The sequence below is a fragment of the Mesorhizobium sp. M0862 genome (assembly GCF_040319795.1).
In the GTDB taxonomy this organism is placed as follows: Bacteria; Pseudomonadota; Alphaproteobacteria; order Rhizobiales; family Rhizobiaceae; genus Mesorhizobium.
Window position 1 is genome coordinate 61,692 of sequence record NZ_JAMYOJ010000001.1, and the last position, 24,965, is coordinate 86,656.

Annotated in this window: 30 protein-coding genes and 1 pseudogene; 14 read left to right on the forward strand and 17 right to left on the reverse strand. The window is 61.8% G+C overall.

What is annotated here, in order from left to right:
* Positions 1-31: 31 nt before the first annotated feature.
* Both NKI15_RS00350 and NKI15_RS00355 read left to right on the forward strand, forming a co-directional pair.
* A complete protein-coding gene (locus NKI15_RS00350) occupies positions 32-232 on the forward strand; it encodes a hypothetical protein (protein WP_023672050.1) in 201 nt (66 codons plus the stop codon).
* 109 nt (positions 233-341) lie between these two features.
* Positions 342-1,691 (forward strand): PQQ-dependent sugar dehydrogenase, encoded by a 1,350-nt coding sequence (locus NKI15_RS00355; protein WP_023672049.1) that lies wholly within the window; start codon positions 342-344, stop codon positions 1,689-1,691.
* Positions 1,692-1,756: 65 nt separating this feature from the next.
* On the opposite strand, the gene NKI15_RS00360 is transcribed toward NKI15_RS00355, so the two are convergent.
* Both NKI15_RS00360 and NKI15_RS00365 read right to left on the reverse strand, forming a co-directional pair.
* Positions 1,757-2,014, reverse strand: a complete 258-nt coding sequence (locus NKI15_RS00360; RefSeq protein ID WP_023687551.1) for a hypothetical protein — start codon at positions 2,012-2,014, stop codon at positions 1,757-1,759.
* Positions 2,011-2,541 (reverse strand): hypothetical protein, encoded by a 531-nt coding sequence (locus NKI15_RS00365; protein WP_031202523.1) that lies wholly within the window; start codon positions 2,539-2,541, stop codon positions 2,011-2,013. Before NKI15_RS00365 ends, NKI15_RS00360 begins: the two co-directional genes overlap by 4 nt.
* A 63-nt stretch (positions 2,542-2,604) precedes the next feature.
* Between NKI15_RS00365 and NKI15_RS00370 the strand changes: the two genes are divergently transcribed.
* From NKI15_RS00370 to NKI15_RS00380, 3 genes are all read left to right on the forward strand, one after another.
* Positions 2,605-3,222: a LysE family translocator gene (locus NKI15_RS00370; protein WP_023687549.1), complete on the forward strand. Its 618-nt coding sequence runs from the start codon at positions 2,605-2,607 to the stop codon at positions 3,220-3,222.
* 177 nt (positions 3,223-3,399) lie between these two features.
* Positions 3,400-4,374, forward strand: coding sequence for a cysteine synthase A (gene cysK, locus NKI15_RS00375; RefSeq protein WP_023687548.1), 975 nt, complete (start codon positions 3,400-3,402; stop codon positions 4,372-4,374).
* A gap of 199 nt (positions 4,375-4,573) precedes the next feature.
* Complete coding sequence (locus NKI15_RS00380; RefSeq protein ID WP_023681237.1) at positions 4,574-5,200, forward strand: glutathione S-transferase family protein; 627 nt, start codon at positions 4,574-4,576, stop codon at positions 5,198-5,200.
* Between the two features lie 9 nt (positions 5,201-5,209).
* Here NKI15_RS00380 and NKI15_RS00385 read toward each other — a convergent pair whose 3' ends face one another.
* Together NKI15_RS00385 and NKI15_RS00390 are read right to left on the reverse strand one after the other, a co-directional pair.
* A complete protein-coding gene (locus NKI15_RS00385; RefSeq protein ID WP_286439500.1) occupies positions 5,210-6,454 on the reverse strand; it encodes an RNA polymerase sigma factor in 1,245 nt (414 codons plus the stop codon).
* Positions 6,455-6,461: 7 nt separating this feature from the next.
* A complete protein-coding gene (locus NKI15_RS00390; RefSeq protein WP_023681239.1) occupies positions 6,462-6,830 on the reverse strand; it encodes a YciI family protein in 369 nt (122 codons plus the stop codon).
* A gap of 235 nt (positions 6,831-7,065) precedes the next feature.
* Here NKI15_RS00390 and NKI15_RS00395 point away from each other — a divergent pair, with 235 nt between their 5' ends.
* Complete coding sequence (locus tag NKI15_RS00395; RefSeq protein WP_023687546.1) at positions 7,066-7,527, forward strand: RidA family protein; 462 nt, start codon at positions 7,066-7,068, stop codon at positions 7,525-7,527.
* On the opposite strand, the gene NKI15_RS00400 is transcribed toward NKI15_RS00395, so the two are convergent.
* From NKI15_RS00400 to NKI15_RS00410, 3 genes are all read right to left on the reverse strand, one after another.
* Entirely contained in the window at positions 7,490-7,744 is a 255-nt protein-coding gene (locus tag NKI15_RS00400) for a hypothetical protein (protein WP_023703882.1), read from the reverse strand. The genes NKI15_RS00395 and NKI15_RS00400 overlap by 38 nt on opposite strands.
* A gap of 62 nt (positions 7,745-7,806) precedes the next feature.
* Complete coding sequence (locus tag NKI15_RS00405) at positions 7,807-8,232, reverse strand: thiol-disulfide oxidoreductase DCC family protein (RefSeq protein ID WP_031197023.1); 426 nt, start codon at positions 8,230-8,232, stop codon at positions 7,807-7,809.
* A gap of 179 nt (positions 8,233-8,411) precedes the next feature.
* Entirely contained in the window at positions 8,412-8,561 is a 150-nt protein-coding gene (locus tag NKI15_RS00410) for a hypothetical protein (protein ID WP_196813601.1), read from the reverse strand.
* A gap of 345 nt (positions 8,562-8,906) precedes the next feature.
* Between NKI15_RS00410 and ku the strand changes: the two genes are divergently transcribed.
* Positions 8,907-9,773 (forward strand): non-homologous end joining protein Ku, encoded by an 867-nt coding sequence (gene ku / locus NKI15_RS00415; RefSeq protein WP_023681243.1) that lies wholly within the window; start codon positions 8,907-8,909, stop codon positions 9,771-9,773.
* 11 nt (positions 9,774-9,784) lie between these two features.
* Positions 9,785-12,295, forward strand: coding sequence for a DNA ligase D (gene ligD / locus NKI15_RS00420; RefSeq protein WP_352514299.1), 2,511 nt, complete (start codon positions 9,785-9,787; stop codon positions 12,293-12,295).
* Between the two features lie 218 nt (positions 12,296-12,513).
* Here the strand turns inward: ligD and NKI15_RS00425 are convergent, their stop codons facing one another.
* Entirely contained in the window at positions 12,514-13,188 is a 675-nt protein-coding gene (locus NKI15_RS00425; RefSeq protein ID WP_023687541.1) for an ArsR/SmtB family transcription factor, read from the reverse strand.
* A 69-nt stretch (positions 13,189-13,257) separates the two neighbouring features.
* On the opposite strand from NKI15_RS00425, the gene NKI15_RS00430 reads away from it, so the two are divergent.
* The 3 genes from NKI15_RS00430 (at position 13,258) to NKI15_RS00440 (ending at position 14,243) form a co-directional block, all read left to right on the forward strand.
* Positions 13,258-13,461 (forward strand): DUF1127 domain-containing protein, encoded by a 204-nt coding sequence (locus NKI15_RS00430; RefSeq protein ID WP_023752376.1) that lies wholly within the window; start codon positions 13,258-13,260, stop codon positions 13,459-13,461.
* 84 nt (positions 13,462-13,545) lie between these two features.
* On the forward strand, positions 13,546-13,902 hold the full coding sequence (locus NKI15_RS00435; RefSeq protein ID WP_023673248.1) for an NIPSNAP family protein: 357 nt from the start codon (positions 13,546-13,548) through the stop codon (positions 13,900-13,902).
* Positions 13,899-14,243, forward strand: a complete 345-nt coding sequence (locus tag NKI15_RS00440; RefSeq protein ID WP_352514300.1) for an antibiotic biosynthesis monooxygenase family protein — start codon at positions 13,899-13,901, stop codon at positions 14,241-14,243. Before NKI15_RS00435 ends, NKI15_RS00440 begins: the two co-directional genes overlap by 4 nt.
* A 160-nt stretch (positions 14,244-14,403) precedes the next feature.
* Here NKI15_RS00440 and mbfA read toward each other — a convergent pair whose 3' ends face one another.
* Complete coding sequence (gene mbfA, locus NKI15_RS00445) at positions 14,404-15,387, reverse strand: iron exporter MbfA (protein ID WP_023681248.1); 984 nt, start codon at positions 15,385-15,387, stop codon at positions 14,404-14,406.
* Positions 15,388-15,550: 163 nt separating this feature from the next.
* On the opposite strand from mbfA, the gene NKI15_RS00450 reads away from it, so the two are divergent.
* Positions 15,551-15,871 carry a hypothetical protein gene (locus NKI15_RS00450; RefSeq protein ID WP_023681249.1) on the forward strand — a complete coding sequence of 107 codons (321 nt, stop codon included), beginning with the start codon at positions 15,551-15,553 and terminating at the stop codon, positions 15,869-15,871.
* A gap of 112 nt (positions 15,872-15,983) precedes the next feature.
* Here NKI15_RS00450 and NKI15_RS00455 read toward each other — a convergent pair.
* From NKI15_RS00455 to NKI15_RS00465, 3 genes and pseudogenes are all read right to left on the reverse strand, one after another.
* Positions 15,984-16,356: pseudogene (locus tag NKI15_RS00455) on the reverse strand (endonuclease domain-containing protein).
* Positions 16,357-16,452: 96 nt separating this feature from the next.
* Complete coding sequence (locus NKI15_RS00460; RefSeq protein WP_023703874.1) at positions 16,453-16,824, reverse strand: hypothetical protein; 372 nt, start codon at positions 16,822-16,824, stop codon at positions 16,453-16,455.
* A gap of 319 nt (positions 16,825-17,143) precedes the next feature.
* A complete protein-coding gene (locus tag NKI15_RS00465; RefSeq protein WP_352514301.1) occupies positions 17,144-17,491 on the reverse strand; it encodes a hypothetical protein in 348 nt (115 codons plus the stop codon).
* A gap of 193 nt (positions 17,492-17,684) precedes the next feature.
* Here NKI15_RS00465 and NKI15_RS00470 point away from each other — a divergent pair, with 193 nt between their 5' ends.
* Positions 17,685-18,002 carry a DCL family protein gene (locus tag NKI15_RS00470; protein ID WP_352514302.1) on the forward strand — a complete coding sequence of 106 codons (318 nt, stop codon included), beginning with the start codon at positions 17,685-17,687 and terminating at the stop codon, positions 18,000-18,002.
* A gap of 10 nt (positions 18,003-18,012) precedes the next feature.
* On the opposite strand, the gene NKI15_RS00475 is transcribed toward NKI15_RS00470, so the two are convergent.
* The 5 genes from NKI15_RS00475 to NKI15_RS00495 all read right to left on the reverse strand — a co-directional run bounded on the left by NKI15_RS00475 (position 18,013) and on the right by NKI15_RS00495 (position 23,989).
* Positions 18,013-19,893 (reverse strand): DEAD/DEAH box helicase, encoded by a 1,881-nt coding sequence (locus tag NKI15_RS00475; RefSeq protein WP_352885623.1) that lies wholly within the window; start codon positions 19,891-19,893, stop codon positions 18,013-18,015.
* Complete coding sequence (locus NKI15_RS00480) at positions 19,881-20,534, reverse strand: DEAD/DEAH box helicase (RefSeq protein WP_352885624.1); 654 nt, start codon at positions 20,532-20,534, stop codon at positions 19,881-19,883. Before NKI15_RS00480 ends, NKI15_RS00475 begins: the two co-directional genes overlap by 13 nt.
* On the reverse strand, positions 20,531-21,490 hold the full coding sequence (locus NKI15_RS00485; protein WP_352514304.1) for a HamA C-terminal domain-containing protein: 960 nt from the start codon (positions 21,488-21,490) through the stop codon (positions 20,531-20,533). Before NKI15_RS00485 ends, NKI15_RS00480 begins: the two co-directional genes overlap by 4 nt.
* Before the next feature lie 182 nt (positions 21,491-21,672).
* Positions 21,673-23,478 carry a translation elongation factor 4 gene (gene lepA / locus NKI15_RS00490; RefSeq protein ID WP_023824050.1) on the reverse strand — a complete coding sequence of 602 codons (1,806 nt, stop codon included), beginning with the start codon at positions 23,476-23,478 and terminating at the stop codon, positions 21,673-21,675.
* Between the two features lie 139 nt (positions 23,479-23,617).
* A complete protein-coding gene (locus NKI15_RS00495) occupies positions 23,618-23,989 on the reverse strand; it encodes an endonuclease domain-containing protein (RefSeq protein WP_023681256.1) in 372 nt (123 codons plus the stop codon).
* Between the two features lie 224 nt (positions 23,990-24,213).
* Here NKI15_RS00495 and NKI15_RS00500 point away from each other — a divergent pair, with 224 nt between their 5' ends.
* A complete protein-coding gene (locus NKI15_RS00500) occupies positions 24,214-24,885 on the forward strand; it encodes a DUF1223 domain-containing protein (RefSeq protein WP_502898663.1) in 672 nt (223 codons plus the stop codon).
* Positions 24,886-24,965: the final 80 nt, after the last annotated feature.

Consider the following 24,965-nt stretch of genomic DNA (forward strand, 5'->3'; position numbering starts at 1 on the left):
AAGCCGGGATCACCGTAAAGGAGGGCGCAGAATGGCGCTTGAATCGTTCAAGGCCCAGATCAGCATGCTGCTCGAAGAAATGGTCAACCAGCCGGAGGACGAGCACGAAATCCAGGAGCAGCTGCGCGAAAAACTGCGCGAAATGCGCGCCATGGGCTTGCCGCTGCCGGAAGATCTCGTCGCATTGGAAAAGCGTCTCGACGACGATCTGGACGTCGAAGAGGAAAGTTGAGCGGTTCTCTCGTCGAATCTGCGCGCGCGCACGCTTCTCTTTTGCGGCGGCTGCACAATATCTCCCTTGTGCATGACGCGCCGACCGGCGCGAGTTCGAGGAGAACAGCATGATCCGGATTGCCGGCTTGGCAGGCCTTGCCCTGCTTCTGGCCACCAGCACCTTCGCCCAGGAGGCCGATCAACCGCTGCTGACCGGCAAGGACGCTTTCGGCGACTGGAAGGCCGACAAGCCAGGTGTGCGCCGGCTGATCAAGCCGGATGATCTGCAAAAGCCCAACATGACCGAATCCGCCTCCAACAGCGCCGGCCTTGGCGATCGGCCCGAGGGCGCGAAGCCCGTCCTGCTGCCTGGGTTTTCGGCCGAACTGGTTGCTTCCGGCATTTCCAATCCGCGGGTCGTGCGCGTGGCGCCGAACGGCGACCTGTTCGTCGCCGACAGCGACGCCAACCAGATCCGCGTCTATCGGCTGGCCAAGGGTAGCGCGAAGCCGGCCGAAGAGGGCATTTTTGCCGACAATCTCAACCAGCCCTATGGCATCGCCTTCTACCCGCCTGGCGACAAGCCGCAATGGGTCTACGTCGCCAACAACGACAGCGTGGTCCGCTACGCCTATCGCGACGGCGACCTTAAAGCCTCTGGCGAACCGGAGACGATTGTCTCCGACATCCCTACCGGCGGCCACTGGACCCGCGATATCTCCTTCTCGCCGGACGGGAAGACGCTGTATCTCTCGGTCGGCTCCGGTTCTAACGTCGCGGAGGGCATGGGGAAGGCACCGAATAGCGGCCTTGACGCCTGGGCAAAATCACAGCCACTCGGCGCCACCTGGGGTTCCGAGGATGGCCGTGCCGACGTGCTGGCCTTCGGCCCCGACGGCAAGAATGGCCGCATCCTCGCTACCGGCCTGCGCAATTGTTCGGGCATGACCGTGCAACCGGCCACCGGCGCGCTGTGGTGTGTCGTCAACGAGCGCGACGGTCTCGGCGACGATGTGCCGTTCGAATATGCCACCTCAGTCAAGGACGGCGCCTTCTATGGCTGGCCCTGGTATTATATCGGCGCCAACGAGGACCCGCGTCACGAGGGCGCGCGCCCAGACCTCGCCGGCTCGGTCGCCGTGCCCGACGTGCTGATGCAGGCGCATTCGGCGCCGCTCAACATCGCCTTCTATGACGGCGACAATTTTCCGGCCGAGTACAAGGGCGATGCTTTCGTCGCCCTGCACGGCTCCTGGAACCGTGGTATGAGGACCGGCTACAAGGTGGTGCGGCTGAGATTCAGCGACGGCAAGCCGACCGGCGAGTACCAGGATTTCATCACCGGCTTCGTCCTCTCCGACGACGCCGTCTGGGGCCGGCCGGTCGGCGTCGCGGTGGCCAAGGACGGCGCGCTTATCGTAACCGAGGATGGCAACGGCACCATCTGGCGCATCACCCATGTCGATGGCCCATCCTGAGCCGGCGAACAGCGCAATCCGGCCCTAATGCACGTCCCGATGGATCACCTTGGGATAGGTATGGATCACCTCGGCCGATGAGCGCGGTCATCGAAACCGGTATCCCTGAGATTGAAGAGGCCGACCGAGCCGAAGGACTTCTTCGCCCCTTGCGCGAAGCGGCCGCCGCTGAAATCGTGTTCGTAAAGCGTCACCGTGACGTGGCCGGCATTGAGCTTCGGCACGTAAACACTGCTGATGGTGTCGTTGGCGACGCCAAGCTGGTTGACGTTGAAGCGATAGAGGTCCTGCACCATGCGCCGGGCCGCATTGCCATTGATCATCCAGTATTCGCGGCGCGATGCGCGATGAGTTTGAGCGGCGCCTTGCGGCCAAGCCCGAGCCAGTGCTCGAACACCATCACATTGGCGCCCCACGGATAGGGATAGTTGGACTTGTCGATGATGCGTGGCGGGCCATCCTCGGCAACCTCGGCGGTATCGACATAGTCCAGCCATTGCAGCTGGAACGACGCTTCCACGTTGAGGTCGGTACTGCGCGGATCGGCAGCAATGATGCGCCAGTCGGAGACCGGCGGATATTTGGTGTGGAGGTCGATGTAGAATTCGCCTTTGGCGGTGTCGTCGGGGTCCATCTTTTGCGGTCCGTCACGCTCCATCGCCACCAGCCGCACCTTGAACCGGTTGTTGACGACCAGCGGATAGATCATCGGACGAATGGGGTGAGCGCCAAGGTTCCGGCTGTCGGTAAAATATCCAGTCTGCGGAACGACATCGCTATCGCCCTTGTCGAACAGGCTGAAAGCCTGACGCCCCTCGAATGACCGGCTTTCATGTCCTGCTTGGCGCAATCGAATCCGTTTTGCCGTTGCAGGCTTTCATGGCATCAGAGCGGCTCAGGAGGTGCGACCGTCATGACCCTCGCCGGCTTCCTTGCCTATAGTGCTGCGCTGGGCATCGCCGCCGCCATTCCCGGCCCCGGCGTCACCGCGCTTGTGGCGCGGGCGCTCGGATCCGGCTTCCGCTCGTCGCTGGCGATGTCGTTCGGCCTGATGCTCGGCGACCTCATTTATCTCACCGCGGTGGTGCTCGGCCTTGCCTTTGTCGCGCAAAGCTTCGGCATGGTGTTTCTCGCCATCAAATGGCTGGGCGTCGCCTATCTCGCCTTCCTCGGCTGGCGTTTCTGGACGGCCGGGATCACGCCCGAGACTGTCGAGGCCAAGAAAGGCAAGGGCGGCCTGGTATCGAGCTTCCTTGCCGGCCTCGCCGTCACGCTGGGCAACCCGAAGACGATGATCTTCTACCTCGCCATCACGCCGACCATCGTCGACCTGAAGACCATCACGCTCGCCGACTACGGCATCCTGGTCGCGCTCACCGTTATCGTGCTCTTCGTGGTGCTTGTGCCCTATCTGGCGCTGGCCGCCAAGGCGCGCTGGTTCCTGAAATCGCCGCGCGCGCTGAAGGCGCTGAACCGCACCGCCGCCGGCTTCATGGTGGGCGCGGCCGCAGCCATTGCCGCACGTCAGTAGATCGGTTCAGGCAATTCATTCCGCCGATCGGTCCATCCGGAAATGCGGCTTCGGAAGGCAAGCGTTTTCAGCAAGCGGCCCACTCGATATTTTCGGCCGGCAGCCTATCTTGCGCGGACGAAAGCCTTATTCTGTCCGCCGACGCCAATTGCCTGATCTGATTTGGGAGCGAAACCAATGAGCAAGCCTTCCGCGCGCGTGCCCGGCCGCGGCCGTGTCTACAACTCGATCACCGAGACGATCGGCGACACGCCGCTGGTGCGGCTCGACAAGTTCGCCAAGGAGAAGGGCGTCGTTGCCAACCTTCTTGCCAAGCTCGAATTCTTCAATCCGATCGCCTCGGTCAAGGACCGCATCGGCGTTTCGATGATCGAGGCGCTGGAAGCGTCGGGCCGGATCAAACCCGGCAAGACGACGCTGATCGAGCCGACCTCGGGGAATACCGGCATCGCGCTCGCCTTCGCCGCCGCCGCCAAGGGCTACAAGCTGATCCTGACCATGCCCGAAACCATGTCGGTGGAGCGCCGCAAGATGCTGGCGCTGCTCGGCGCCGAACTGGTGCTGACGGAAGGGCCGAAAGGCATGAAGGGCGCCATCGCCAAGGCCGACGAATTGGCCGCCACCCTGCCTGACGCCGTCATCCCGCAGCAGTTCGAAAACCCGGCCAACCCGGAGATCCACCGCCGCACCACCGCCGAGGAGATCTGGAACGACACCGATGGCGGGGTCGACATCTTCGTCGCCGGCATCGGTACCGGCGGCACGATCACCGGCGTCGGCCAGGTGCTGAAGCAACGCAAGCCCTCGGTGCATGTCGTCGCCGTCGAGCCGGAGGCCTCGCCGGTGCTGTCGGGCGGCCAGCCCGGCCCGCACAAGATCCAAGGCATCGGCGCCGGCTTTGCGCCCAAGATCCTCGACACCTCGATCTATGACGAGATCGTCAAGGTCTCCAACGAGGATTCGGTCGCCAACGCCCGCCTCGTCGCCCGCCTTGAAGGCGTGCCGGTCGGCATCTCGTCGGGCGCTGCCCTGCAGGCCGCCATCGCCGTCGGGTCGCGGCCGGAGAACAAGGGCAAGAACCTGGTGGTGATCATCCCGTCCTTCGCCGAGCGCTATCTGTCGACGATCCTGTTCGACGGGCTGGGGGCTTAACGTCTTAACTGGATAGGCGGCGATCCTTCGCACCCCCCTCTGCCCTGCCGGGCATCGGGGGTGCTGTCCCTCCGACATCGGAAGTCTCATGGCTGGACCGCAGAAAACCCGGCCGTGGCGTCCGCCACCGGCTTGAGCGGGAGGCGGCTTCAGGGTCAAATCGCCCCGGCCTGCTTCGCGCGGGCAGGGGGAGAATCACATGTACAAGCTTTACACGCGCCCAGGCAGCGGCGGTTTTGTCGTCGAGGCCGCATTGGCGCTGGCAAACGCGCAATTCGACCAGATCGATGTGCCCAAGAAGGATCCGCCGGACCCGGCTTTCCTCGACATCAGCCCGTTGAACCAGGTTCCGGTGCTGACCTTGCCCAACGGTCAATCGATAACCGAATCGGCGGCGATCTGCATCCTGCTTGCCGAGCGCCATCCGGAGGCGGGTCTGGCGCCGGCCGCCGGATCGCCGGATCGCGCCGGTTTCCTGCGCTGGATGGCGTTCATGTCATCGGTGCTCTACCCCGCCATCCTGCGCCTCTACTATGCCCATCGCTACACCGCCGATGCCGACGGCAAGAAAGCCGTCAAGCAGGCAGCCATTGCCGAGATGGACCGCGGCTTCGCCATTGTCGATGCAGCCCTCGAGGGGCGCGGCTGGCTGGTCGGCGACGCGATGTCGCTGGCCGACATCTACCTCGTCATGCTGGTGGCCTGGCACCCCGATATGGACAAGGCGCGAGCCGACTGGCCGAACATCGAACGCTTATGGTCGGCGCTGCGCGCGCATCCGCTGATGAAACGGCTCAACACCACGCATGAAATGTGGCCGGCCTGAACGGACGCTTCAATTTCGCAGGATCGCCCGTTTCGCCTGCAGGAAGCGGCGCACGGCGGGGTCGCGTTCAAGGCCGATCGCCCGGTCATAGGCTTCGACCGCTTGCGCCGCATTGCCGAGCCTGGCCAGCAGGCCGGCGCGAGCGGCCCAATAGGGCTGATAGTCGTTGAGCCGCTTGTCGTCGCCCAGCACGTAGAGCGCCGCCAGTCCTGCCGCCGCCCCTTCGGCCTCGGCAATCGCCACGGCGCGGTTGATCGAAATCACCGGCGAGCCTGATATCGCCGACAGCGCATCGTAGAAGTTACGGATCGCCGCCCAATCGGTTTGGCCGGTCCGTCGCCGCGTCGCATGCACCGATTGTACCGCCGCTTCGAGCTGGTAGCGGCCGATGACGCCCATGGTGGCGGCGTGGCCCAGCAGCGCCTCGGCTTCGTCGATCAGCGCGTGATCCCAAAGACGGCAATCCTGGCCGGCGAGCGGCACATAATCTCCAGCCGCATCGCGCCGCGCCGGGCGGCGCGCCTCGGCAAACAGCATCAGCGCCAGCAGGCCGAGCGCTTCCGGTTCGTCCGGCATCAGCGATGCCACCAGCCGCCCGAGCCAGATGCCTTCGGTCGCCAGATTGCGCGCTCTCGTCTCGGTCCCTGCCGGGTCGGTCCAGCCTTCGGCGAAAGCCGCGTAGATCGCTTCCAGCACCGTTCCCAGCCGCTCGCCGAGTTCGGCGCGATCCGGCACGCGGAACGGAATGCCGATCTCGCGGATGCGGCTCTTGGCGCGCACCAGACGCTGGCCCATCGTCGCCGGCGAAACCAGGAAGGCCGAGGCGATCGTCGCCGCGTCGAAACCCAGAATGGTCTGCAGGATCAGCGGCGCCCGCACGCTGGCTTCGATCGCCGGATGCGCACAGGCAAACATCAGCCTGAGACGTTCGTCGGGAAGGTCTTCGTCTTCCATGCTCGCCTCCATCTCCTCGGCCATCAGCTTGAGATGGTCGCGGCTCGCCTCGCTGGTCAGCCGACGGCGCACCGCGTCGACGCGCCGCCGGCGCGCCACGGCCAGCAGCCATGCTTCCGGCTTGTCGGGCACGCCGGTCTGTGGCCAGCGCTCCAGCGCCGCGGCGAAGGCCTCGGCCAGCGCGTCCTCGGCGCCGGCCACGTCGCGGGTGCGCGCCGCTAGCCAGGCGACCAGCTTGCCGTAACTCTGCCGGGCGGCCGCTTCGGCCGCCGCCCGCGCGATCTCCGGGCGATTGTCCATCACGGTGTCATTTCTTGGGCATGTAGTCGGCCATTTCCCAGATCGGCCGCAACTCGACCGTGCCGGCGCTCGCCGCCGGACAGCGCGCCGCCCAGTCGATGGCGGTATCGATATCGGCCGCCTCGATCATGTAGAAGCCGGCAAGCTGCTCCTTGGTGTCGGCATAGGGGCCGTCGATCACGTTGGTCTTGCCGTCTGTGATTCGCACCGAGGTGGTCGCCTGGGTCGGGCGCAACCGTTCGCCGGCGAGCCATGCGCCGGATTTCTTCAACGCTTCGGTATAGGCGGCATATGCTGCGCTCATCTGCTGAGCCTTCTCGATTGGCGTGTTCGCCTGCGCGGCTTCGTCGCTGTTGATCAAAAGCATGTATCGCATGGGTCTTCTCCCGTGGTTTCGAAGGCCGCGTCCTAGCGGGGCCAGACGTATGTCGCGCGGCGGCGGCCGATTTCGACGGGCTTCAGAAAAAACTTTCGCCTCCGCCAGGAGATTTCGCAAGGACCAGATGTTCCTCCGTCTGCTGGCGGATGACCGGCAGCGGACTGGCCGTGGCTCCGCACAGCACTATCCTCGGTCGTTGGCGGGCACGTCACACGAGGCATGGGAGAAGAGAATGGAACTCGTGACCCACAAGAAATTCAAGAACGGCCGGTTGATGCCATGGGGCAAAGGCACGGTCGTCAGCGGTGCGAAAGGCACCGTCTATCTCTGCGGCAACACCGCGACATCGGCTGACTACGATCCGGCCGGCAAGAAGGGTGGCGGCTTCGCTGGCGATGCCGCGGCGCAGTGGCGGGAAGTTCTCGGCAACATCAAATCGGATCTGGAAGAACTTGGCAGCGGGCTCGACCATCTCATCAGGCTGACCTTTTTCGTCAAAGGGCCATTTCCCGACGGCGGCGTCCTCAGCTCGCCTAATTTTCGTCTCGACGTGCTGGACGCGTTTTTCGCCGAGCATTGTCCGAAGCATTGTAGCGACAACAATCCGCCGCCTTCGGAGGTAATCGGCGTCGCAGCGCTTGCCCAGGCAGACATCGTCATCGAGATCGTCGCCGTCGCGGCGCTGCCGGACTGAGGCGCGAACGAACAGGCCGGCCTTGCGCGACGTCGCCGTTGCGACCGAAGCGCGCCGGCACGAGCGGCGCCGCCGCGCCGGTGCGGGTTTTGCACCAGGCCTCGGCCTTGCCCAGTGAGCGCCCGGCGACGAGCAGGATCAGGCGTGGCTCGCTCTCCAGCAATTGCACGATGCGGCCGCCGAAAATGCCATAGCCGCCAACGACCAGAAGCCTCATCGCCGCTCTTTTTGCGTATGTCGTTTTCCCCAGAACCGAGGTCAGTTTTGGGTGACATGCGACTAGCCGATCATGCGCGCACGTATCGCGGCGGACGGGATCTCGCAACTGTCCTTGCGGCCGAACATGGCGTAGCGGTTTTTGGCGATGCGTTCGTAGAGCCAGTCACGCAAGGGGCGCGGGATGAGCAGCAGCGCTTTCGCCGCCCGCCACGGCCAGCCGAGTTCGGCCATCACCGCGATGAAACTGTCCAGCCGCATGAAGGGAGCGCCGCCGACAAGGACCAGATTGGTCTCGTAGCTGTCGGTGCGCAGCCCGTATCTCTGGAACAGCGCCTCGCCGAAGGGCGACTGCGCCGTGGCGAAGCGGAAGCGGTTTTTGCGGTCGAGCCCGACCACCGTGCGTACGAAGCCCGAGCACAGCACGCAGACGCCGTCGAAAACGATCAATGGCTGGCTGGCATCGAAGGGTTCAGGAGAAGAAGTCACGGGACGTCCGGCAGCTTGTGTCTTCAGACACTAAGCCCGCCGGCAGCGGGATCAAAGTCGCGGCGTTGTCGCACGGCTTCTCGCGGCCAGCGCGGGGCGCTCGGCGCGATAGGTGGTTGCGCGGGGATCGGCCTCCGGTCTGCAGATCCGGCTGTCGTGACGCGTTTCGAATGTCATGATCAATGCGCGCCGAGCGAGCTGCCGCGACGGGCGCAGGCCGGACCCGGGCCGCGCATGTAGTAGCGCTCCGGTCGATAGGTCGGCGCGATGAACTCGCGGATGGCGGCGGCATAGCCGGCGATGTGGCCCCAGAATTTCATTTTACTCAAGTCCCTGTCCCGATTTTCGGATGTCCCGTCCGATTGCGGGGATCATAGCGTCGAGGCGTGAATAGTCGGTGAACACGATGTTAATCTTTGGTCGAAAACCCCATGCTTCGTGGCCGGAATGCGGCTGTTTGGGGGTCTTTCGGTGTGGTTCGTCGCCATTTCCGGCATTGTGACTTTTGCATCACATATGTTTCGTCTGGATGTCGCTTGAGCGCGGTTCTGTTTCAGATTTGGCGAGCCTCTCGAAATTTCCACGCTCGCTGCCGAAATGCCCCTGGTTGCGCGCCCGGAACCGGAACGGGCCTTGCCCGTTCTCGCTTGAACCGCATCGCGCAGGAGTTCGCCATGGCACCTCGCCCCGCCTGGAAGGGCTATCTGAAACTGTCGCTGGTCACCTGCGCTGTCGAACTGACCAACGTCGTCACCCACGCCGAAAAAGTTTCGTTCCGGGTGCTCAACCGCAAGACCGGCAACACGGTCAAGCGCATCTATGTCGATTCTGAAACCGGCAAGCCGCTGGGCGATGGCGACGAGATCAGGGGCTATGAGGTGAGCCCCGGTGAGTTCGTCCATATCGAGGACGAAGAGATCGAAGCGGTGCAGATCGAGTCCTCGCACACGATGGCGCTGGACGGCTTCGTCGACAAAGCCTCGATAGAGCAGATCTATCTCGACACGCCCTATTATGTCACGCCCGCCGACAAGGTGTCGGAGGAGGCCTTTGCCGTCATTCGCGATGCCATGGCGGACAAGAAGATGGCCGGGCTGGCGCGCGTCGTGCTCTATAGCCGCGAGCGGCCCGTGGTGATCGAGCCGCGCGGCAAAGGCATGGTGCTGACCACCTTGCGGTACGGCAACACGGTGCGGGAGCCGGAGAGCATCTTCGGCGACATCAAGGCGGTGAAGACCGACCAGGAGATGACCGATATGGCCGAACGCATCATCGACAAGAAGAAGGGGAAGTTCGATCCGTCGACATTCGAGGACAAGTATGAGGACGCGCTGCTCGAACTGATCCGCGCCAAGAAGGCCGGCAAGAAGGCTCCGAAAGCGCAGGCCGCGCCCAAGCCGTCCAATGTCGTCAATCTGTTCGACGCGCTGAAGAAGAGCCTGTCCGATGGCGGCCAGGCGGAAGGCCCGGCGAAGAAGGCCAAGCCGGCGGCAAAAAGCGGCAAGGCGAAAGCTTCTGCGCCCAAGCGCAAGTCGGCTTGAGGGTCGGCGCCGTGGCCAGCCTCGAACAATATCAGTCCAAGCGCGATTTCAAGAAGACGGCCGAGCCGGCGGGCAAGGTCGCGCGCGGCAAGCAGCCCGGCGGCATCTTCGTCGTCCAGAAGCACGACGCGACCAGGCTGCACTATGATTTCCGCCTCGAGCATGAGGGCGTGTTGTGGAGCTGGGCGGTGACGCGGGGCCCGAGCCTCGACCCGCACGAAAAGCGGCTGGCCGTGCATGTCGAGGACCACCCGATCGACTATGCCGGCTTCGAGGGCACCATTCCCAAGGGCGAGTATGGCGGCGGCACCGTCATCGTCTGGGACGAAGGCACATGGACGCCCGAGATCGACCCGGCCAAGGCGATGAAGAAGGGCCATATCGACTTCGAACTCAACGGCCAGAAGCTGAATGGGCGGTGGCATCTGGTCAGATTAAGACCCCGCCCGGGCGAAAAGCGCGACAACTGGCTGCTGATCAAATCCGACGATGCCGCCGCCCGCCCCGGCGAGGATATCCTGAAGGACGCACCGAAATCGGTGAAGTCCGGCCTGACCATCGAAGAGGTCGCGGAAGGCAAGACCGCCGACGGCAAGAAGCCGAAGGTCTCGCACTCCAACAAGCCTGCGGCATCCAGCAAGGCGAAAGCCGGCAAGCGCCTCGACTTCGTCGAGCCGCAACTGGCGACGCTGGAGCGCGAGGCGCCGCCCGGCGAGGACTGGCTGCATGAGGTCAAGTTCGACGGGTACCGCATGCAGGCGCAGATCGCCGGCACGGAGGTGCGGCTGCTGACCCGCACCGGCCTCGACTGGACGGAGAAATTCGGCCCTGAGATCGTCGCGGAACTGGCCCAGCTGAAATGCAGCGACGCCATCATCGACGGCGAGATCGTCGTGCTCGCCGACAGCGGCGTTTCGTCTTTCTCGCTGCTTCAGCAGGATCTCTCCGCCAATCGAACCGACCGCTTCACCTACTATGTGTTCGACCTTATGCGGCTTGACGGCAACGATTTGCGCCGCGAGCCGCTGGTCGAGCGCAAGCAGGCGCTGCAGGAGCTGCTCGGCGAGACGGCCGAAAATGCCCCCGTCCGCTTCAGCGACCATTTCGCCGAGCCCGGCAAGATCATGCTGCAGCACGCCTGCCGCATGGGCCTTGAAGGCATCGTCTCCAAGCGCGCCGATGCGCCCTACCGCAGCGGCCGTGGCCCAAGCTGGGTGAAGTCGAAATGCACGGCCCGCCAGGAATTCGTCATCGGCGGGTATCTGCCCTCGGACAAGACCGGCCGCGGCCTGCGTTCGCTGCTGGTCGGCTACCACGAGGGCGGCAAGCTCCACTATGCCGGCCGCGTCGGCACGGGCTTCACAGCCAGGAGCGCCACCGATTTGAAGAAAAAACTCGATGCGCTGAAGGCAGACGCCTCGCCGTTTGCCGCCGCGGTGCCAAAGGGCAAGGGTTTGGTCTGGGTCAGGCCCGAACTTGTCGGCGAAGTGGAGTTCCGCAGCTGGACCTCGGACCGTATAATACGCCACGCGTCGTTCCAGGGACTGCGCGAGGACAAGCCGGCGGAGGAAGTCGTGCAGGAAAAGCCATCGAAGGCGGCAAACAAGGCAAAGCCGGCGGCAGGCGGCGCCGGCAAGGCCGCCGGGGCTAAGGCGCCCGCGACGATCACGACCAGCGTAAAACTATCCCATCCCGACAAGCTGCTGTGGCCCGAGGAAAAAATATCCAAGCAGGACTTGCTCGAACACTACGCGCTGGTCTGGCCGCGCATGGAGCAGTTCATCGTCAACCGGCCGCTCAGCCTGGTCAGGGCGCCGGATGGCATCGGCGGTCCGCGCTTCTTCCAGAAACATGCTTCGGCCGGCATGAGCGACAAGATTGCCCGCATGAAGGACCCGACCGATGGCGAGGAAATCCTGTTCATCCGCGATTTCGACGGCCTTGCCGCTCTGGTCCAGTACGGCGTGGTCGAGGTCCACATCTGGGGCTGCAAGATCGATGAGCTGGAAAAGCCGGATCAGATCATCTTCGATCTCGATCCCGACGAAGGCGTCGACGTCAAGGCGGTGCGCGAGGCCGCGCTCGACATCAGAGGCAAGCTCGACGATCTGTCGCTGCCGAATTTCGTCAAGCCGTCAGGCGGCAAGGGCTATCACGTGCTGGTGCCGCTGAAGCCGTCGGCGGATTGGGAGGCGGTCAAAACCTTCTCGCATGATTTCGCCAAGGCGCTGGAGCAGGCCGCGCCCGACCGCTACACGGCGACGCTGTCGAAAAAGGCGCGCACCGGAAAAATCTTCGTCGACTATCTGCGCAATGGCAGGGGCTCGACCACCGTCGCGCCCTACTCTTCCCGCGCCAAGAAGGGCGCGACGGTCTCGGTACCGGTGACGTGGGCGGAGGTTGAGAAGGGGCTAGCGCCGAATTCCTTCCCGATCGGCGACAAGACGACGCTGAAGGAATTGGAGAAGGCCGATCCGTGGGCGGATTTCTTCGAGCAGGCGAAGGTGCTGAAGCGGGGGTGAGCGTCGCGCGCCTCACCTGCTACGCAAGCGTTCCGTCACACCCCCCTCTGTCCTCAAGGGGGGAGATTGGCAGCTTCGAGGCGCAGCTCACCTTTACGATGTTCGAGATTGGCGAAAGCTGTTGAGCGCGTAATCTCCCCCCTTGAGGGGGAGATGGCCGGCAGGCCAGAGGGGGGGTGCTGTCCCGCCAGCGTCGCCCAATTAGCGCTGCCGAACCTCTACGCCAAAAACACCCGCTCGAACGCCTGCTTCCCCGGCGGTGAAAACACCACCGCGCGGCTGTCCTTCTCCCGCCTTGCCCATTTCTCCGCCAGGATCTTGTCCAGAATAGCCGCGCCCAGCGTTCCCGCAAGGTGCGAGCGGCGCACGCTCCAGTCGAGGCAGGCGCGGCAGACCGGCCGGCGCGGCTTGGCGCCGACGTCGATGCCGATGGCCGAAAAATGCGAGGCTGCTGCTGGCCCCAGCCTCATCTCATTGTCGTCGCGCAACAGGATGCCGCGCGCGACGAGGCGGTCGAGCATCGCCACCGCATGTTCGCCGGCGAGGTGGTCGTAGCAGACACGGGCGACGCGCATGGCGCCGTCGCGCGGGCCGGGCCGCACCCGCTTGGGGCCGACCGCTTCGGCCACCCCGGTGATCGCCTCGATCATGCCGGCCACCTGCGGCCCTGCGAGGCCGTAATAGCGATGCCGTCCCTGGCTGGCCAAAGTTAAAAGCCCGCCCTCCATCAGTTTCGACAGATGCGAGGACGCGGTGGGCAGCGACACGCCGGCCTCCAGCGCCAGTTCGCTGGCCGTCAAAGCCGTGCCGCCCATCAGCGCATTCAGCATGTTTGCCCGCGCCGGATCGCCGACCAGGCTGGCGATGCGGGCAATGTCGGGTCCTTCACGCATAGTTAGGTCTCCATCGAAGCATTCTCGTCAGATAAGCATTATTGTCGGGCGGGATCAAGGAGAACGCCGATGCCAACCGCTTCCGCCCCACTCGCCAGCCGCCGGCGGTTTCCATTCGTCACCTGGCTGCAACGGCGGCTGCTCGCCCGCTGGTACGACCGCCATGTGCAGCGGCTCGACCTCGCGGCGGTCGACGACCATCTGCTGCGCGATCTCGGCCTGACCCGTGAGGATGTGCGCCGCGAATGCGCGAAATCCTTCTGGCAGGCCTGACCGCCAGCGCTTTCGCTTAGCAGACCCTGCGGCACAACGTTTCGACGCCGCTCGAACTATCCACGCGAACCCAAGGAGATCACGATGACCATCACCTGCTTCATCCGCTATGAGATCGACCCGTTCGGCAAGCCGGCCTTCGAGCAATATGCCAAGGCCTGGGGCCAGGCGATCCCGCGCTGCGGCGCCGATCTGATCGGCTACTACGCCCCGCATGAGGGCTCGGCCACCACCGCCTACGCCGCCTACAACATTGACAGCCTCGCTGCCTATGAGGCCTACCGCGCCCGTCTCGCAGCCGATCCCGCCGGCAAGGCCAATTACGAATTCGCCCGCCGGGAAAAGTTCATCTTGAAAGAAGATCGCATCTTCCTGAAGCTGGTGTCGGGGCCGCATGGACCGCGGCAGCTGTTCCAGACCGCCGTCAAGGAGGAGATATGATCGCTGTCATCTTCGAGGTGCAACCGGCTGAGGGAAAGCGCGATGCCTATCTCGGTATCGCTGCCGAGTTGCGGCCGCTGCTCGACGGCATAGACGGTTTCATCTCGATCGAGCGGTTTCAGAGCTTGGTCGACCCGAACCGCGTGCTGTCGCTGTCCTTCTGGCGCGACGAGGAAGCGGTGAAAGCCTGGCGCAACACGGAAGAGCACCGGCAGGCGCAAAAGGCCGGCCGTGGCGGAATCTTTGCCGGCTACCGGCTGCGCATTGCGCATGTGGTGCGGGATTACGGGCTGACGGAGCGGGACGAGGCGCCAGAGGATAGCAGGGCGGTGAATGGGTGACTAGGTATCGGCGTCGCGCCAGGCCCCCTCATCCGGCCGCTTCGCGGCCACCTTCTCCCCGCTGGGGAGAAGAGACTGGCGCAGGCTTCGAAAATCTCCTCTCCCCTCGGGGAGAGGTCAGCCGAGCGAAGCGGAGGCTGGGTGAGGGGGCGCTTGGCGCTCACGCATTCCCGATCAGCACCCCGGCCGCAAACACCAGCGCCCCGCCCAGCACCACCTGAAACGCCGCGCGCAGGAACGGGGTCTGCATGTAGCGGTTCTGCACGAAGGCGATCGCCCACAATTCGAAGAACACCACCACGGCCGCCACCGCCGTCGCCGTCCAGAAATGCGGGATGATGTAAGGCAGCGCGTGGCCCAGCCCACCCAGCGTCGTCATGATGCCGACGGTGAGGCCGCGCTTGATCGGCGAGCCACGCCCCGACAGCTTGCCATCGTCGGAAGCGACCTCCGTAAAGCCCATCGAGATGCCGGCGCCGATCGAGGCGGCGAGGCCAACCAGCAGCGTCTGCCAGGTGTCGTGCGTGGCAAACGCTGCGGCAAAGATCGGCGCCAGCGTCGACACCGAGCCGTCCATCAGCCCGGCAAGCCCGGGCTGCACATAGGTCAGGATGAACTGGCGCTGCTCGGCGCTGGCTTCCTCGTCCTTCACCTCGCCCGGCACAAGTTTCTGTTCCAGCCGGTGCGCCGAATTCTCATGGCTTTGCTCGGCCGCGGCCAGGTCGCCGAGCAGTTTCCGGGTCGAGGCATCGCCGGTGCGCTTGGCCGCCTCGACATAGAAGCGATAGGCCTGCCGCTCCATCTCTTCGGCTTGGCGCCGCACATGCTCGATGCCGAGCGGCCGCACCAGCCAGTCGGGCTTGCGCTCGTAATAGCCTTTCACGTGCTCGCGGCGCAGCAGCGGAATGCGCTCGCCGAAGCGCTTGCGGTAGAGCTCGATCAGGGAATCGCGATGGCCGTCCTCCTCCTCCGCCATCGCCTCGAACACTTTCGCCGATTGCGGAAAACTGTCAGCCAGCCCGTCGGCATAGGCGCGGTAGATGCGCCCGTCATCCTCTTCGGAGGAAATTGCCAGCGCCAGGATCTCCTGTTCCGACAGCGTTTCGAAAGGACGGCGGCCGAAACCGAAGACACGGGAAAGCATGAGAAATTCACCCCAGTTTAGAACAATTCTAAACTAGGCGCTGCAATCTCTGCGGTCAATCACCAGTCAAGAAATGTTGAAGCGCCGGATTGCAACGCGCCCTTCATTATCGGCAAATGTTCACCTATATTGTCGCGACACGCAAGCGAAAGGCATGAGCAAGATGACGGCAAAGCCGCATGACCACTTCGATCCGAAACCCGTCCTCGATCTGATCGCCAGCATCGAGGCCGATTTGCAGCGGCTGAAAGGCCTGGTCGAACAGCAGGTCGAAAAATTCGACCCCGCCAATCCGCACAACAAGGCGCCCGACGGCAAGCTGACCGAGGAGGGCGTCGAATGCTGCTACCGCCTGTTCGACGAAGGCAAGTCGCGCTATTCGGTCGCCCAGCAGATGAAGATCTCGTTTGCGGCCGCGACGCACCGGTTCAATTCCTGGCGCAAGGCGGGCGGCCCGAAGCGGCAGAGGGCGTTGCTGGGATAATTGGCGAAAGCCAAGGCGAAACCCGATCTCCCCCCTCGTGGGGGAGATGGCCGGCAGGCCAGAGGGGGGCGCTGTCCCGCCGACCTTTCCCTGCCCTAAAGCCCAGCACCGTTCAGGATGCGCCTCCAAGCCCAGCCGCAATCACAATATGCTGGCAGACATTGTCGATGTCGCGGATGACGTCGTCATTCCAGAACCGCAGGACGGTCCAGCCATCTTGTTCGAGGTGCGATGTCCGCGTTTCATCACCGGCAGCCGCGCCGGCGTCCGCATGCTGGGAGCCATCGACTTCGATGACCAGCTTCTTCTCCGGGCAAGCGAAATCGACGATGTAGGCGGCAATAGGAAATTTGTCGCCGGAGCCAAGCCCCATCAGCCGGTGGGCACGAAGTTCCTTCCAGAGCTTGGAGCTCGGCTGGCGTCAGGACTTTGCGCATCGATCTGGCGTTTGCGCGATGTCGAGGCGCTAGAGGCGTGTGCGGCATTACGATGCTCGGTGGTTGCCGAGGCTTGCGCTCTATGGCGCCCCCCTCTGTCCTGCCGGACATCTCCCCCACTTGGGGGGAGATTGGCTGTACTTCCTACGGCGTCAGTTCAATTTCCTCCGTCTCGCCGCCATTGCAGGTGTAGCAACAATCCTCGCATTTTTCCTTGTTGTTGGGGCCGACGCCCCAATAGGTTCCCTCGTCGCCATCGACCCAGGCGCCGTAGCAGATGGACTCGCCCTCGTCGCAGGACACCGGGATCTGCTTGGTCTCGCCGTCGTCGAGATAAAAATCCTTGTCATTGCCTGGCCAGACATAGTCGCGGTCCTGGCTGTAGAGCTCGAGGCGCATGGCGTTGGGATGGCTGTTCTTGACGGCGAAGGTGATGTCGGCGGCGTGCGCGGCCGGCGCAAACAGCGCGGCAAGTGACAGCGCGACGACGACGCGGCGCAGACAAGTGAAAGACATGGTGTTTCCCCCGAGGCAAATCGGCCCCCCGGCCGAGGGAATCAGCATCGCATGATGGCGGCTGACATTGAAGGGCGGGGCGTGACTGATTTTGGGGGGATTGGGAGAGGTTGGTGGAGCTGCTGATCTCCCCCCTCGTGGGGGAGATGCCTGGCAAGGCAGAGGGGGGCGCTGTCCCGCCGACCGCTCATTCCTGCAGCCGCGCCATTTCAATTTTAGGCTTGCTGATCCATACGCTGGCGATCCTTCGCGCCCCCCTCTGTCCTGCCGGACATCTCCCCCACGAGGGGGGAGATCAGCAGCTTCGGCGCCCCGCCCCTCACTCCACCAGATCGATCGTCTCGGTCGTCTTCTCCACGCAGATAAAGCAGCACGTATCGCAAGGCTGGTCATTATCCGGCCCGACGCCGGCGGAGACCGCATCATTGCCATTCACCCAGGCGCCATAGCAGATGTTCTCGCCTGACATGCACGAGATCGGCACCGATTTCTGCGAGCTGGGCTCAATCAGGAACACCTGGTCGCCGCCCGGCCACGACATCTTGCGATCGCGGCTGAACAGCTCCACCGCCACCGCCTGGCTGCGCAAGTTCTTGACGAAGAACGCCATATCGGCTGCATGCGCCGGGGTGGCGATGAGGAGGGCGGCAAGGGTGAGGCGGAGCATGATGGGGTATCCGAATCGGAGAGGGCCAAGCTCGCACGGTCGGGGGAGAAGCGCCACATGCGGTGCCAGCCGGCGGATCGCAACCTCGATGACTGCTTGGTCAGGAAAGCCTTGTGGGTGTAATAGCCCTGTTTACTTTACAGATGATAGAATAATCCGACATAGATACGGTTCTGACTTTTCGGAGCGTCTGATGGGCCGAGCACGTCCGGTAATACTGGCAAATCGAACTTTCAAAACACAAGGCGACGCTATGGCTCATTTTGGCAGCATGCTGGCGCAATATAAACCTGGCGATCGAGTGAACCAAGGGGATCATGGAGAACTGGCTTCAATGCTAGAACGACATCCAGAAGCCACGTCCAAAATAGGATGCGGCATCGATCATTTTGAAGTACAAGATGCGGACTTTGGCTCGCAATGCTTCAGAGTTGTCCGTCAAGACAAAACATGGGCACGCTTCTCATATCATTCTTGTGTCGCCGGGCGGGACGTCCATAAGACATCTTGATTCAGGCAGCTCAGGCGAGGTTTAGTAGCGCTCGCCGTATGTCACTCCGGATTATTTCAGAAGTCACAATATCGTCGAGGTTTTGCGCACGCAACCAAGTGAGCACTTCAGCGAGGCCCATGTTCTTGTCGATGAGCTCATCTGTTAACGTGCGAGCGGTAAGGCGGGAGAGGCCAATGTTAATAAAGCTAATCATCGTTTGGTCAGAAGCACCCATCTCCATATATGAGGGAAGCGACGATATCCCTTTTAGATACGCGTCATTATTTGTTTGCCTCAGCACGTGCGATAGAATGGCGATATAGCAAATGATCAGTCGAAGGTACTTAAATCGTACCTCTTGCTCGATGTCGTTAAGCGTAGTCCGAATGTTTGAAGAAAGATTTCCTCCAATTCTGCGATGGTTTTCTTCGATAATTTCCGGAAGCGGGTCGCCTCTCATCCAGCTTAGCGAAATCGCTGCCATTCGCATATGAAGTTTGGGGGCGGTAAGCGTCCATATCTGCTGATGGCATGTCCTATAAATGTCTGACAAGACTTTGTATGAGTCGCCGTCCCGAGGGTTGCGGGGAATTAATTGCTCAAGACGCTCGATCCCGCCACCGGTTATCTCGGCATGGAGATAGTCGGCCAATCTCTGCTGCCTAAGTGCAGATACGGTCGGTGACAATGCGAGCACAGACCACGGGAGAGAGACTTTCGCCCGGGCTGTTGAGAGCGCGGCTGTCAGTCGAACGCGATCTGCTTCAGAAACATCATATTTTGCGAGCGTTTGTGATAGGCGGCCACTAACTAGATCGGAAAGAAGCCTAGAGAAGGCGCTTTCAATGTCTGCAACGCCGTCGCTCTCAAGAATGGGCTCTCGGAGAGCGCACTCTTCTATCATGTCGATGCTGTTGAGGAGACTGCTTTCGAGAAAGGAGGCTACCTGGATTTCATTGGCCTCTTCGGCAGGCTTGTTGCTCCACTCGTCATAGTCAATAAGGAAAACGTTCCCCTGAAACTCTTTGCCGAGCCGCCCAGCTCTCCCAGCAAGGTTCCAGAATTCTGCCCCAGTCAACGCTGTCACATTCCCTTTCTTGGGCTTGCAAACAAACAAGTTTGCAGCTGGGAAGTTTACGCCCTGAATGAGTGTGCTCGTGGTGACAAGAAACTTTATCTCACCCTGAGCGAATGCCTCTTCAACGCCTCGGCGAACCAATGCGGGGATTCTTCCGTAGTGGAAACCGACACCGTGCTCGAGGCAGTCGGCGAGGTCGTATTTTGCGTGCACCGCGACACGCACAAACTCGGCGAGATCCATTAATTTTGTCGACGCGACAGGGGGCGGCAACACTTGAGCCAGTCCCTTTGCTACTTTCTCGGCGTCAACCGGCCGATTCGCATATATAATTGACGGCTTTTCTCGACCGAATCGCTCTGCTATCCAGACTAGTCGCTCAGTAGTTGTCGGTGTCACCCTGTTAATATTGTCCTGACCTATGTCTTGCCGCCCATTCGCTAGAATCCTCTCCACTCTAATCAAACCCTTGACCGCTGATCGCGTATTAATAACCATCATATTTTGAATAACACTAGGCGAAAGACTATGGATTTCATGAACATCGGGAATACCAAACGTCTCGGCGAAGACGTTTAGATTTTTGATATTTGGGCCGGCGAAAATCAACTGAGCGTCAGGGTTTCTCTCGATCAGCCTGTCAACCACGCCGTGCAATAATATCCCGCGTGATCCGTCTTGGATGTTCTGCGCCTCATCACATATAATGACCTCGGGCGTAAAGTTGGGATGAGCGGCTAAAATTGCATGTACGCGCTCCTGAGTCAGGACGTAAATTGCGCGTGACGGCAATTCGACGTCATCTGGGAGCGGCACGTTCACGACAGCCACGTCTTTCGACCATCATCTAGCTTCCACGAATTAATTGAATCCGTGACCTGCGCGATTAGCGCTCTGCTCGGCACTATGTAACACGCCGAAACAAACAGATCAGAGGCAACTATCTCACGCAAAAACGACTGGAGGACGTAGGACTTTCCAGCTGATGTGGGCGCCGAAATTGAGACGTTTCGCCGGGCTGAAAGGACCCCCCAAAGCAAACGCTGGAAGTCCGTCAGGGTCAGGATTGCCTGGCCCACTTTCACCTCGTTTCCGTTTCGACGTAACTGCTCCGAGACAGCTGTGCGCGTAGGCAAGCGACTGAACCCGCTCACCGCAGAACTCGTGTTCACGGCAGGAAAATTTCCGAGTCTCGTTAGAACAATTCGCAAGGCGCCATTAAGGCCAGGCATATCTTCCGAGCGCAAATCGCTAGCGCACGCTGCGATGCTGAAAGCTGCCCGCTGTATCTCTGCGTCCGTACTGTTGGCCAATATGGTAGCTGCCTGCACGCACTTAACCAAGTCGAGATCAGTGATCTCGCCGACGGCCTCCAACGAAAGCACGTTCCGAAGCCATGCCGCTCGAAGGCCAAGCAACGACGAATGAAAGTTCTCGTTGGCCCATATCGATCGGATCAGTTCGTCTATCATGACCAACCGATATGGTTCTGGAATTTCGCTCTAAATTCGGCAATGGATGGGACTGGAATGAAGAAGAACTCCATCGCGTGACCAGCTAATGGTCCTGCTCCTATGGCGCTGTCCAAAATTTTAGCATTTATTTCGAGCTGCTGTTCGAGCTTCAACCGGAACGTTGTTTCAACATCGGCAGGCGTCAGCTTGTTCAGTTCAGCGAACTCATCAAAATCGAATACTATCAGCGCGACTGAACCGTCGTAACGCTGATTATACTTTTCGTTGTACGGGTCAAGAAACCCTTTAAGAGCGCCCTGTAGCTCTAACGGTACGCCGGACAGATCCATGTACTGATCTATCAAAAATAACTCTCGTCCCATTTTCTCATATTGCAGGCTTTCCTGGATTGATTCGACCGCGCTCCTGATGGCACCTCCGACTGAGGCATGGCACTTTGACTCCCCCCAGATTAGGAAGAGGCTATCTGTGAGAAGATCATACCGAACATGGATTCCATCGGAACCGTGTACAGGCATTTCTGTATTGGTTTTAAGGCTCATTTTGGCAACAAGTTGAGGAGCACCTAAAACTTTTTCAACTAAAAGATATAATACGAGTTCGCCAAATTCGCCGTTGCGATTGGTATTCTTCTGAGCCTTCTTGAACAGGTCGATTGCTTGTTGCTGGAGACGTGCGGCCGATGCCTGAACCTTGTCGGGAGCCATCGAAGGCCATTTTGCCTGCGTGTCAGCTATGTGCCTCCGATGAAGGCAGAAGGGAACCAATTTGAACGTGATGACATCTACAAACTCCTCAACGGTGGGTTTCCCCGCGCGGAAAGCCAAATAGTGGGCATGGAGCGTTACAGAGGCATTGGTGCTTTTTGCAGAAACTGTGACGGTGCGAAGGCGCGCGTCAAGATCGCTGTGGTCAAGAGTGAGCGATTGGATGAAGTCGGAAAGAACAATCAATCGGTAGACTCACGATGAATTCGCATCCCAACAATCGCATGTTGTGGGCGATGAGTCTGTATGGTGTGGTTGATTTTCCCCTAGATATGCTAGTTTGGCCAAAAGGGTAGGTGCAGTTCACTTCAGAATGGCAAATCCAACTAGACCAAGTCGTTCGTTATCGGGCAATAGGGATAGGTCGTTTAATCGCCCATCTTAAGCGCCTGGATAAACGCCTCCTGCGGGATATCCACCTTCCCAAATTGCCGCATCCGCTTCTTGCCCTCTTTCTGCTTGTCCAGCAGCTTGCGCTTGCGGCTTACGTCGCCGCCGTAGCACTTCGCGGTGACGTCCTTGCGCAGCGCCGAGATGGTTTCCCGCGCGATGACCTTGCCGCCGATGGCGGCCTGGATAGGGATCTTGAACAGATGGTTCGGGATCAGCTCCTTCAGCTTCTCGCACATCTGCCGGCCGCGCTTTTCCGCCGCCGTGCGGTGAACCAGCATGGACAGCGCGTCGACCGGCTCTTCATTGACCAGGATCGACATCTTCACCAGATCGCCTTCCTTGTAGTCGGTCAGGTGATAGTCGAACGAGGCGTAGCCCTTGGAGATCGATTTTAGGCGATCATAGAAGTCGAAGACGACTTCGTTGAGCGGCAAATCGTAGATCAGCATGGCGCGCTTGCCGACATAGGACAGGTCGGCCTGGATGCCGCGCCGGTCCTGGCAGAGCTTCAATATGCCGCCGAGATAGTCGTCCGGCGTCAGGATCGTGGCGCGAATCCACGGCTCCTCGATCGCTGAGATTTTCACCACGTCGGGCATGTCGGCCGGGTTGTGCAGCTCCTTCGTCGAGCCGTCGGTAAGCAGCAGCCGGTAGACGACGCTCGGCGCCGTGGCGATCAGGTCGAGGTTGAACTCGCGCTCCAACCGCTCCTGGATGATTTCGAGATGCAAAAGGCCGAGGAAGCCGCAGCGATAGCCGAAGCCGAGCGCAGCACTGGTTTCCATTTCATAGGAGAAGCTGGCGTCGTTGAGGCGCAATTTGCCGACGGCGGCGCGCAGATCCTCGAAATCGGCGGCGTCGACCGGGAACAGGCCGCAGAACACCACCGGCTGCGCCGGCTTGAAGCCGGGCAGCGCATGCGCTGTCTGGCGCTTGTCTTCGGTGATGGTGTCGCCGACGCGGGTGTCGGCCACTTCCTTGATCGAGCCGGTGAAGAAGCCGAACTCGCCGGGGCCGAGCTCGTCGACATTGATGCGGGCCGGCGTGAACACGCCGGTGCGCTCGACCAGATGCTTTGCGCCGGTACCCATCATGCGGATGGTCGCACCCTTTTTCAGCACGCCGTCGATGATGCGCACCAGAACGATGACGCCGAGATAGGCGTCGTACCAGCTGTCGACCAGCATGGCTTTGAGCGGTGCTGAGGCATCGCCCTCGCGCGGCGGCGGCAATTGGTGGACGATGGCTTCCAGCACGTCGGGAATGCCAAGGCCGGTCTTGGCCGAGATCAGCACGGCGTTGGAGGCGTCGATGCCGATCACCTCCTCGACCTGCTCGCGGATGCGCTCGGGCTCGGCGGCCGGCAGGTCGACCTTGTTCAGCACCACGACGATCTCGTGATTGTTGTCGATGGCCTGGTAGACATTGGCGAGCGTCTGCGCCTCGACGCCCTGGGAGGCGTCGACGACCAGCAGCGAGCCCTCGCAGGCGGCGAGCGAGCGCGACACTTCATAGGCGAAGTCGACATGGCCGGGCGTGTCGATCAGGTTGAGGATATAGTCCTCGCCATTGTTGGCGCGGTATTTCAGCCGCACCGTCTGCGCCTTGATGGTGATGCCGCGCTCGCGCTCGATGTCCATCGAGTCCAGCACCTGCTCCTTCATGTCGCGCAGCTCCAGCCCGCCGGTGGACTGGATCAGCCGGTCGGCAAGCGTGGATTTGCCATGGTCGATATGGGCGACGATGGAGAAATTGCGGATGTGGTCGAGAGGCGTGCTCATGGCGCGCGCTTTAGCAGGGGCGGGTTGCAGGGGCAAGCGGGGTGGCGGTGCCCTTGCCTTCTCCCCTTGTGGGAGAAGGTGGATCGGCGCGCAGCGCCGAGACGGATGAGGGGTGTTCCAGCTTGACGCCGGCGTTCTTTCACCGCCATGGCTGCAAACTGACATCCCTTACATAAGCGATTATCGTGGTGCAGACGCTGTCCATGTCTTTCAGGACATCGTCGTTCCAAAAGCGCAACACACGAAAGCCTCTCGCCTCCAGTTCCGTTCTACGGGCCTGGTCTGACTCTGAGTCCGCATGCTGACTCCCATCGATCTCGATGATGAGGAGTGATTCAAGACAAGCGAAATCGGCGACGTATTTTCCAACAGGAACTTGGCGCCGAAATTTGATCCGATCGAGCCTGCGGTCACGTAGTTCGTGCCACAGTTTGTCTTCCGCCTCCGTCATTTCACGTCGGAGCGAACGGGCAAAGTTTCGTTTGGCAGGAGCGACGGGCTGATGTGGCATGACGTTAGATTAACCAACGTCTCACTCCGCTGGAACACCCCTCATCCGTCTCGGCGCTTCGCGCCGATCCACCTTCTCCCACAAGGGGAGAAGGCAACGACGCGTCCGCCCCCAATCACGAAGCGGTGAACCATGTAACGAAGCCTCGGGCAGCGACGAAGTGTGGGATGAACCCGCCGCAACGGAGACCCCCGATGACTGGACTTAACCCAAAACGCGCCGGCATGCTGGTTGCCGCAGGCGCGGCGCTGATGATGCTTGGCGGCGCCGCCTTCGCCCAGCCGCTCACCGTGGTCGAATTGTTCACCAGCCAGGGCTGTTCGTCTTGCCCGCCGGCCAATGCCAACCTGATCAAGGTCAAGGACCAGCCGGGCGTTCTGGCGCTGTCGTTCAACGTCACCTACTGGGACTATCTCGGCTGGAAAGACATTTTCGGCCGCGAGGAATTTACCCAGCGCCAGGTGCGCTATGAGCCGTCGCTCGGCCGCTCCGGCCCGTTCACGCCGCAGGTGGTGGTCAATGGCGGTGCCGATGCGGTGGGTGCAGCGCCCGGCGAGATCGAGCAGCTGATTTCCGCGAGCGGTCACACGAACGGGCCGACGCTGTCGCTCGACGGCGGCAAGATCAGCATCGGCGCCGGTTCCGCGCCGGCCGGCCGCGCCGATGTCTGGCTGGTTCGCTACAACAAGGGCGTCGTCGAGGTGCCGGTGGCGCGCGGCGAGAACACCGGCCGCACGCTGCCGCATGCCAATGTCGTGCACTCGCTGGAGAAACTCGGCAGCTGGAGCGGCGACGCCACCACGCTGCCATTGCCGGCAGCCTCCGGCGGCTTGAGCACCGCGGTGCTGGTGCAGTCGCCGGGTGGTGGGCCGATCCTGGCTGCAGCCGCCGACTGATTTTCCTTTTCTACGCAACGCCGCTAGCGCGGCATAACCGGGCTCGCACCCGCGCGCCCTCTTCAAGGAGGAAATACCAT

Coding starts and splice junctions, on each gene's coding strand:
- NKI15_RS00500 (WP_502898663.1), top strand. CDS start 24,214: ATGCTGGTTGCCGCAGGCGCGGCGCTGATGATGCTTGGCGGCGCCGCC.
- NKI15_RS00380 (WP_023681237.1), top strand. CDS start 4,574: ATGTACAAGCTTTACACGCGCCCAGGCAGCGGCGGTTTTGTCGTCGAG.
- NKI15_RS00435 (WP_023673248.1), top strand. CDS start 13,546: ATGACCATCACCTGCTTCATCCGCTATGAGATCGACCCGTTCGGCAAG.
- ku (WP_023681243.1), top strand. CDS start 8,907: ATGGCACCTCGCCCCGCCTGGAAGGGCTATCTGAAACTGTCGCTGGTC.
- NKI15_RS00360 (WP_023687551.1), bottom strand. CDS start 2,014: ATGATCAATGGCAATGCGGCCCGGCGCATGGTGCAGGACCTCTATCGC.
- NKI15_RS00395 (WP_023687546.1), top strand. CDS start 7,066: ATGGAACTCGTGACCCACAAGAAATTCAAGAACGGCCGGTTGATGCCA.
- NKI15_RS00495 (WP_023681256.1), bottom strand. CDS start 23,989: ATGCCACATCAGCCCGTCGCTCCTGCCAAACGAAACTTTGCCCGTTCG.
- NKI15_RS00390 (WP_023681239.1), bottom strand. CDS start 6,830: ATGCGATACATGCTTTTGATCAACAGCGACGAAGCCGCGCAGGCGAAC.
- NKI15_RS00370 (WP_023687549.1), top strand. CDS start 2,605: ATGACCCTCGCCGGCTTCCTTGCCTATAGTGCTGCGCTGGGCATCGCC.
- lepA (WP_023824050.1), bottom strand. CDS start 23,478: ATGAGCACGCCTCTCGACCACATCCGCAATTTCTCCATCGTCGCCCAT.
- NKI15_RS00460 (WP_023703874.1), bottom strand. CDS start 16,824: ATGTCTTTCACTTGTCTGCGCCGCGTCGTCGTCGCGCTGTCACTTGCC.
- NKI15_RS00385 (WP_286439500.1), bottom strand. CDS start 6,454: ATGGACAATCGCCCGGAGATCGCGCGGGCGGCGGCCGAAGCGGCCGCC.
- NKI15_RS00450 (WP_023681249.1), top strand. CDS start 15,551: ATGACGGCAAAGCCGCATGACCACTTCGATCCGAAACCCGTCCTCGAT.
- NKI15_RS00470 (WP_352514302.1), top strand. CDS start 17,685: ATGGGCCGAGCACGTCCGGTAATACTGGCAAATCGAACTTTCAAAACA.
- NKI15_RS00430 (WP_023752376.1), top strand. CDS start 13,258: ATGCCAACCGCTTCCGCCCCACTCGCCAGCCGCCGGCGGTTTCCATTC.
- NKI15_RS00400 (WP_023703882.1), bottom strand. CDS start 7,744: ATGAGGCTTCTGGTCGTTGGCGGCTATGGCATTTTCGGCGGCCGCATC.
- mbfA (WP_023681248.1), bottom strand. CDS start 15,387: ATGCTTTCCCGTGTCTTCGGTTTCGGCCGCCGTCCTTTCGAAACGCTG.
- NKI15_RS00350 (WP_023672050.1), top strand. CDS start 32: ATGGCGCTTGAATCGTTCAAGGCCCAGATCAGCATGCTGCTCGAAGAA.
- cysK (WP_023687548.1), top strand. CDS start 3,400: ATGAGCAAGCCTTCCGCGCGCGTGCCCGGCCGCGGCCGTGTCTACAAC.
- NKI15_RS00425 (WP_023687541.1), bottom strand. CDS start 13,188: ATGCGTGAAGGACCCGACATTGCCCGCATCGCCAGCCTGGTCGGCGAT.
- NKI15_RS00480 (WP_352885624.1), bottom strand. CDS start 20,534: ATGATAGACGAACTGATCCGATCGATATGGGCCAACGAGAACTTTCAT.
- NKI15_RS00440 (WP_352514300.1), top strand. CDS start 13,899: ATGATCGCTGTCATCTTCGAGGTGCAACCGGCTGAGGGAAAGCGCGAT.
- NKI15_RS00465 (WP_352514301.1), bottom strand. CDS start 17,491: ATGCTCCGCCTCACCCTTGCCGCCCTCCTCATCGCCACCCCGGCGCAT.
- NKI15_RS00355 (WP_023672049.1), top strand. CDS start 342: ATGATCCGGATTGCCGGCTTGGCAGGCCTTGCCCTGCTTCTGGCCACC.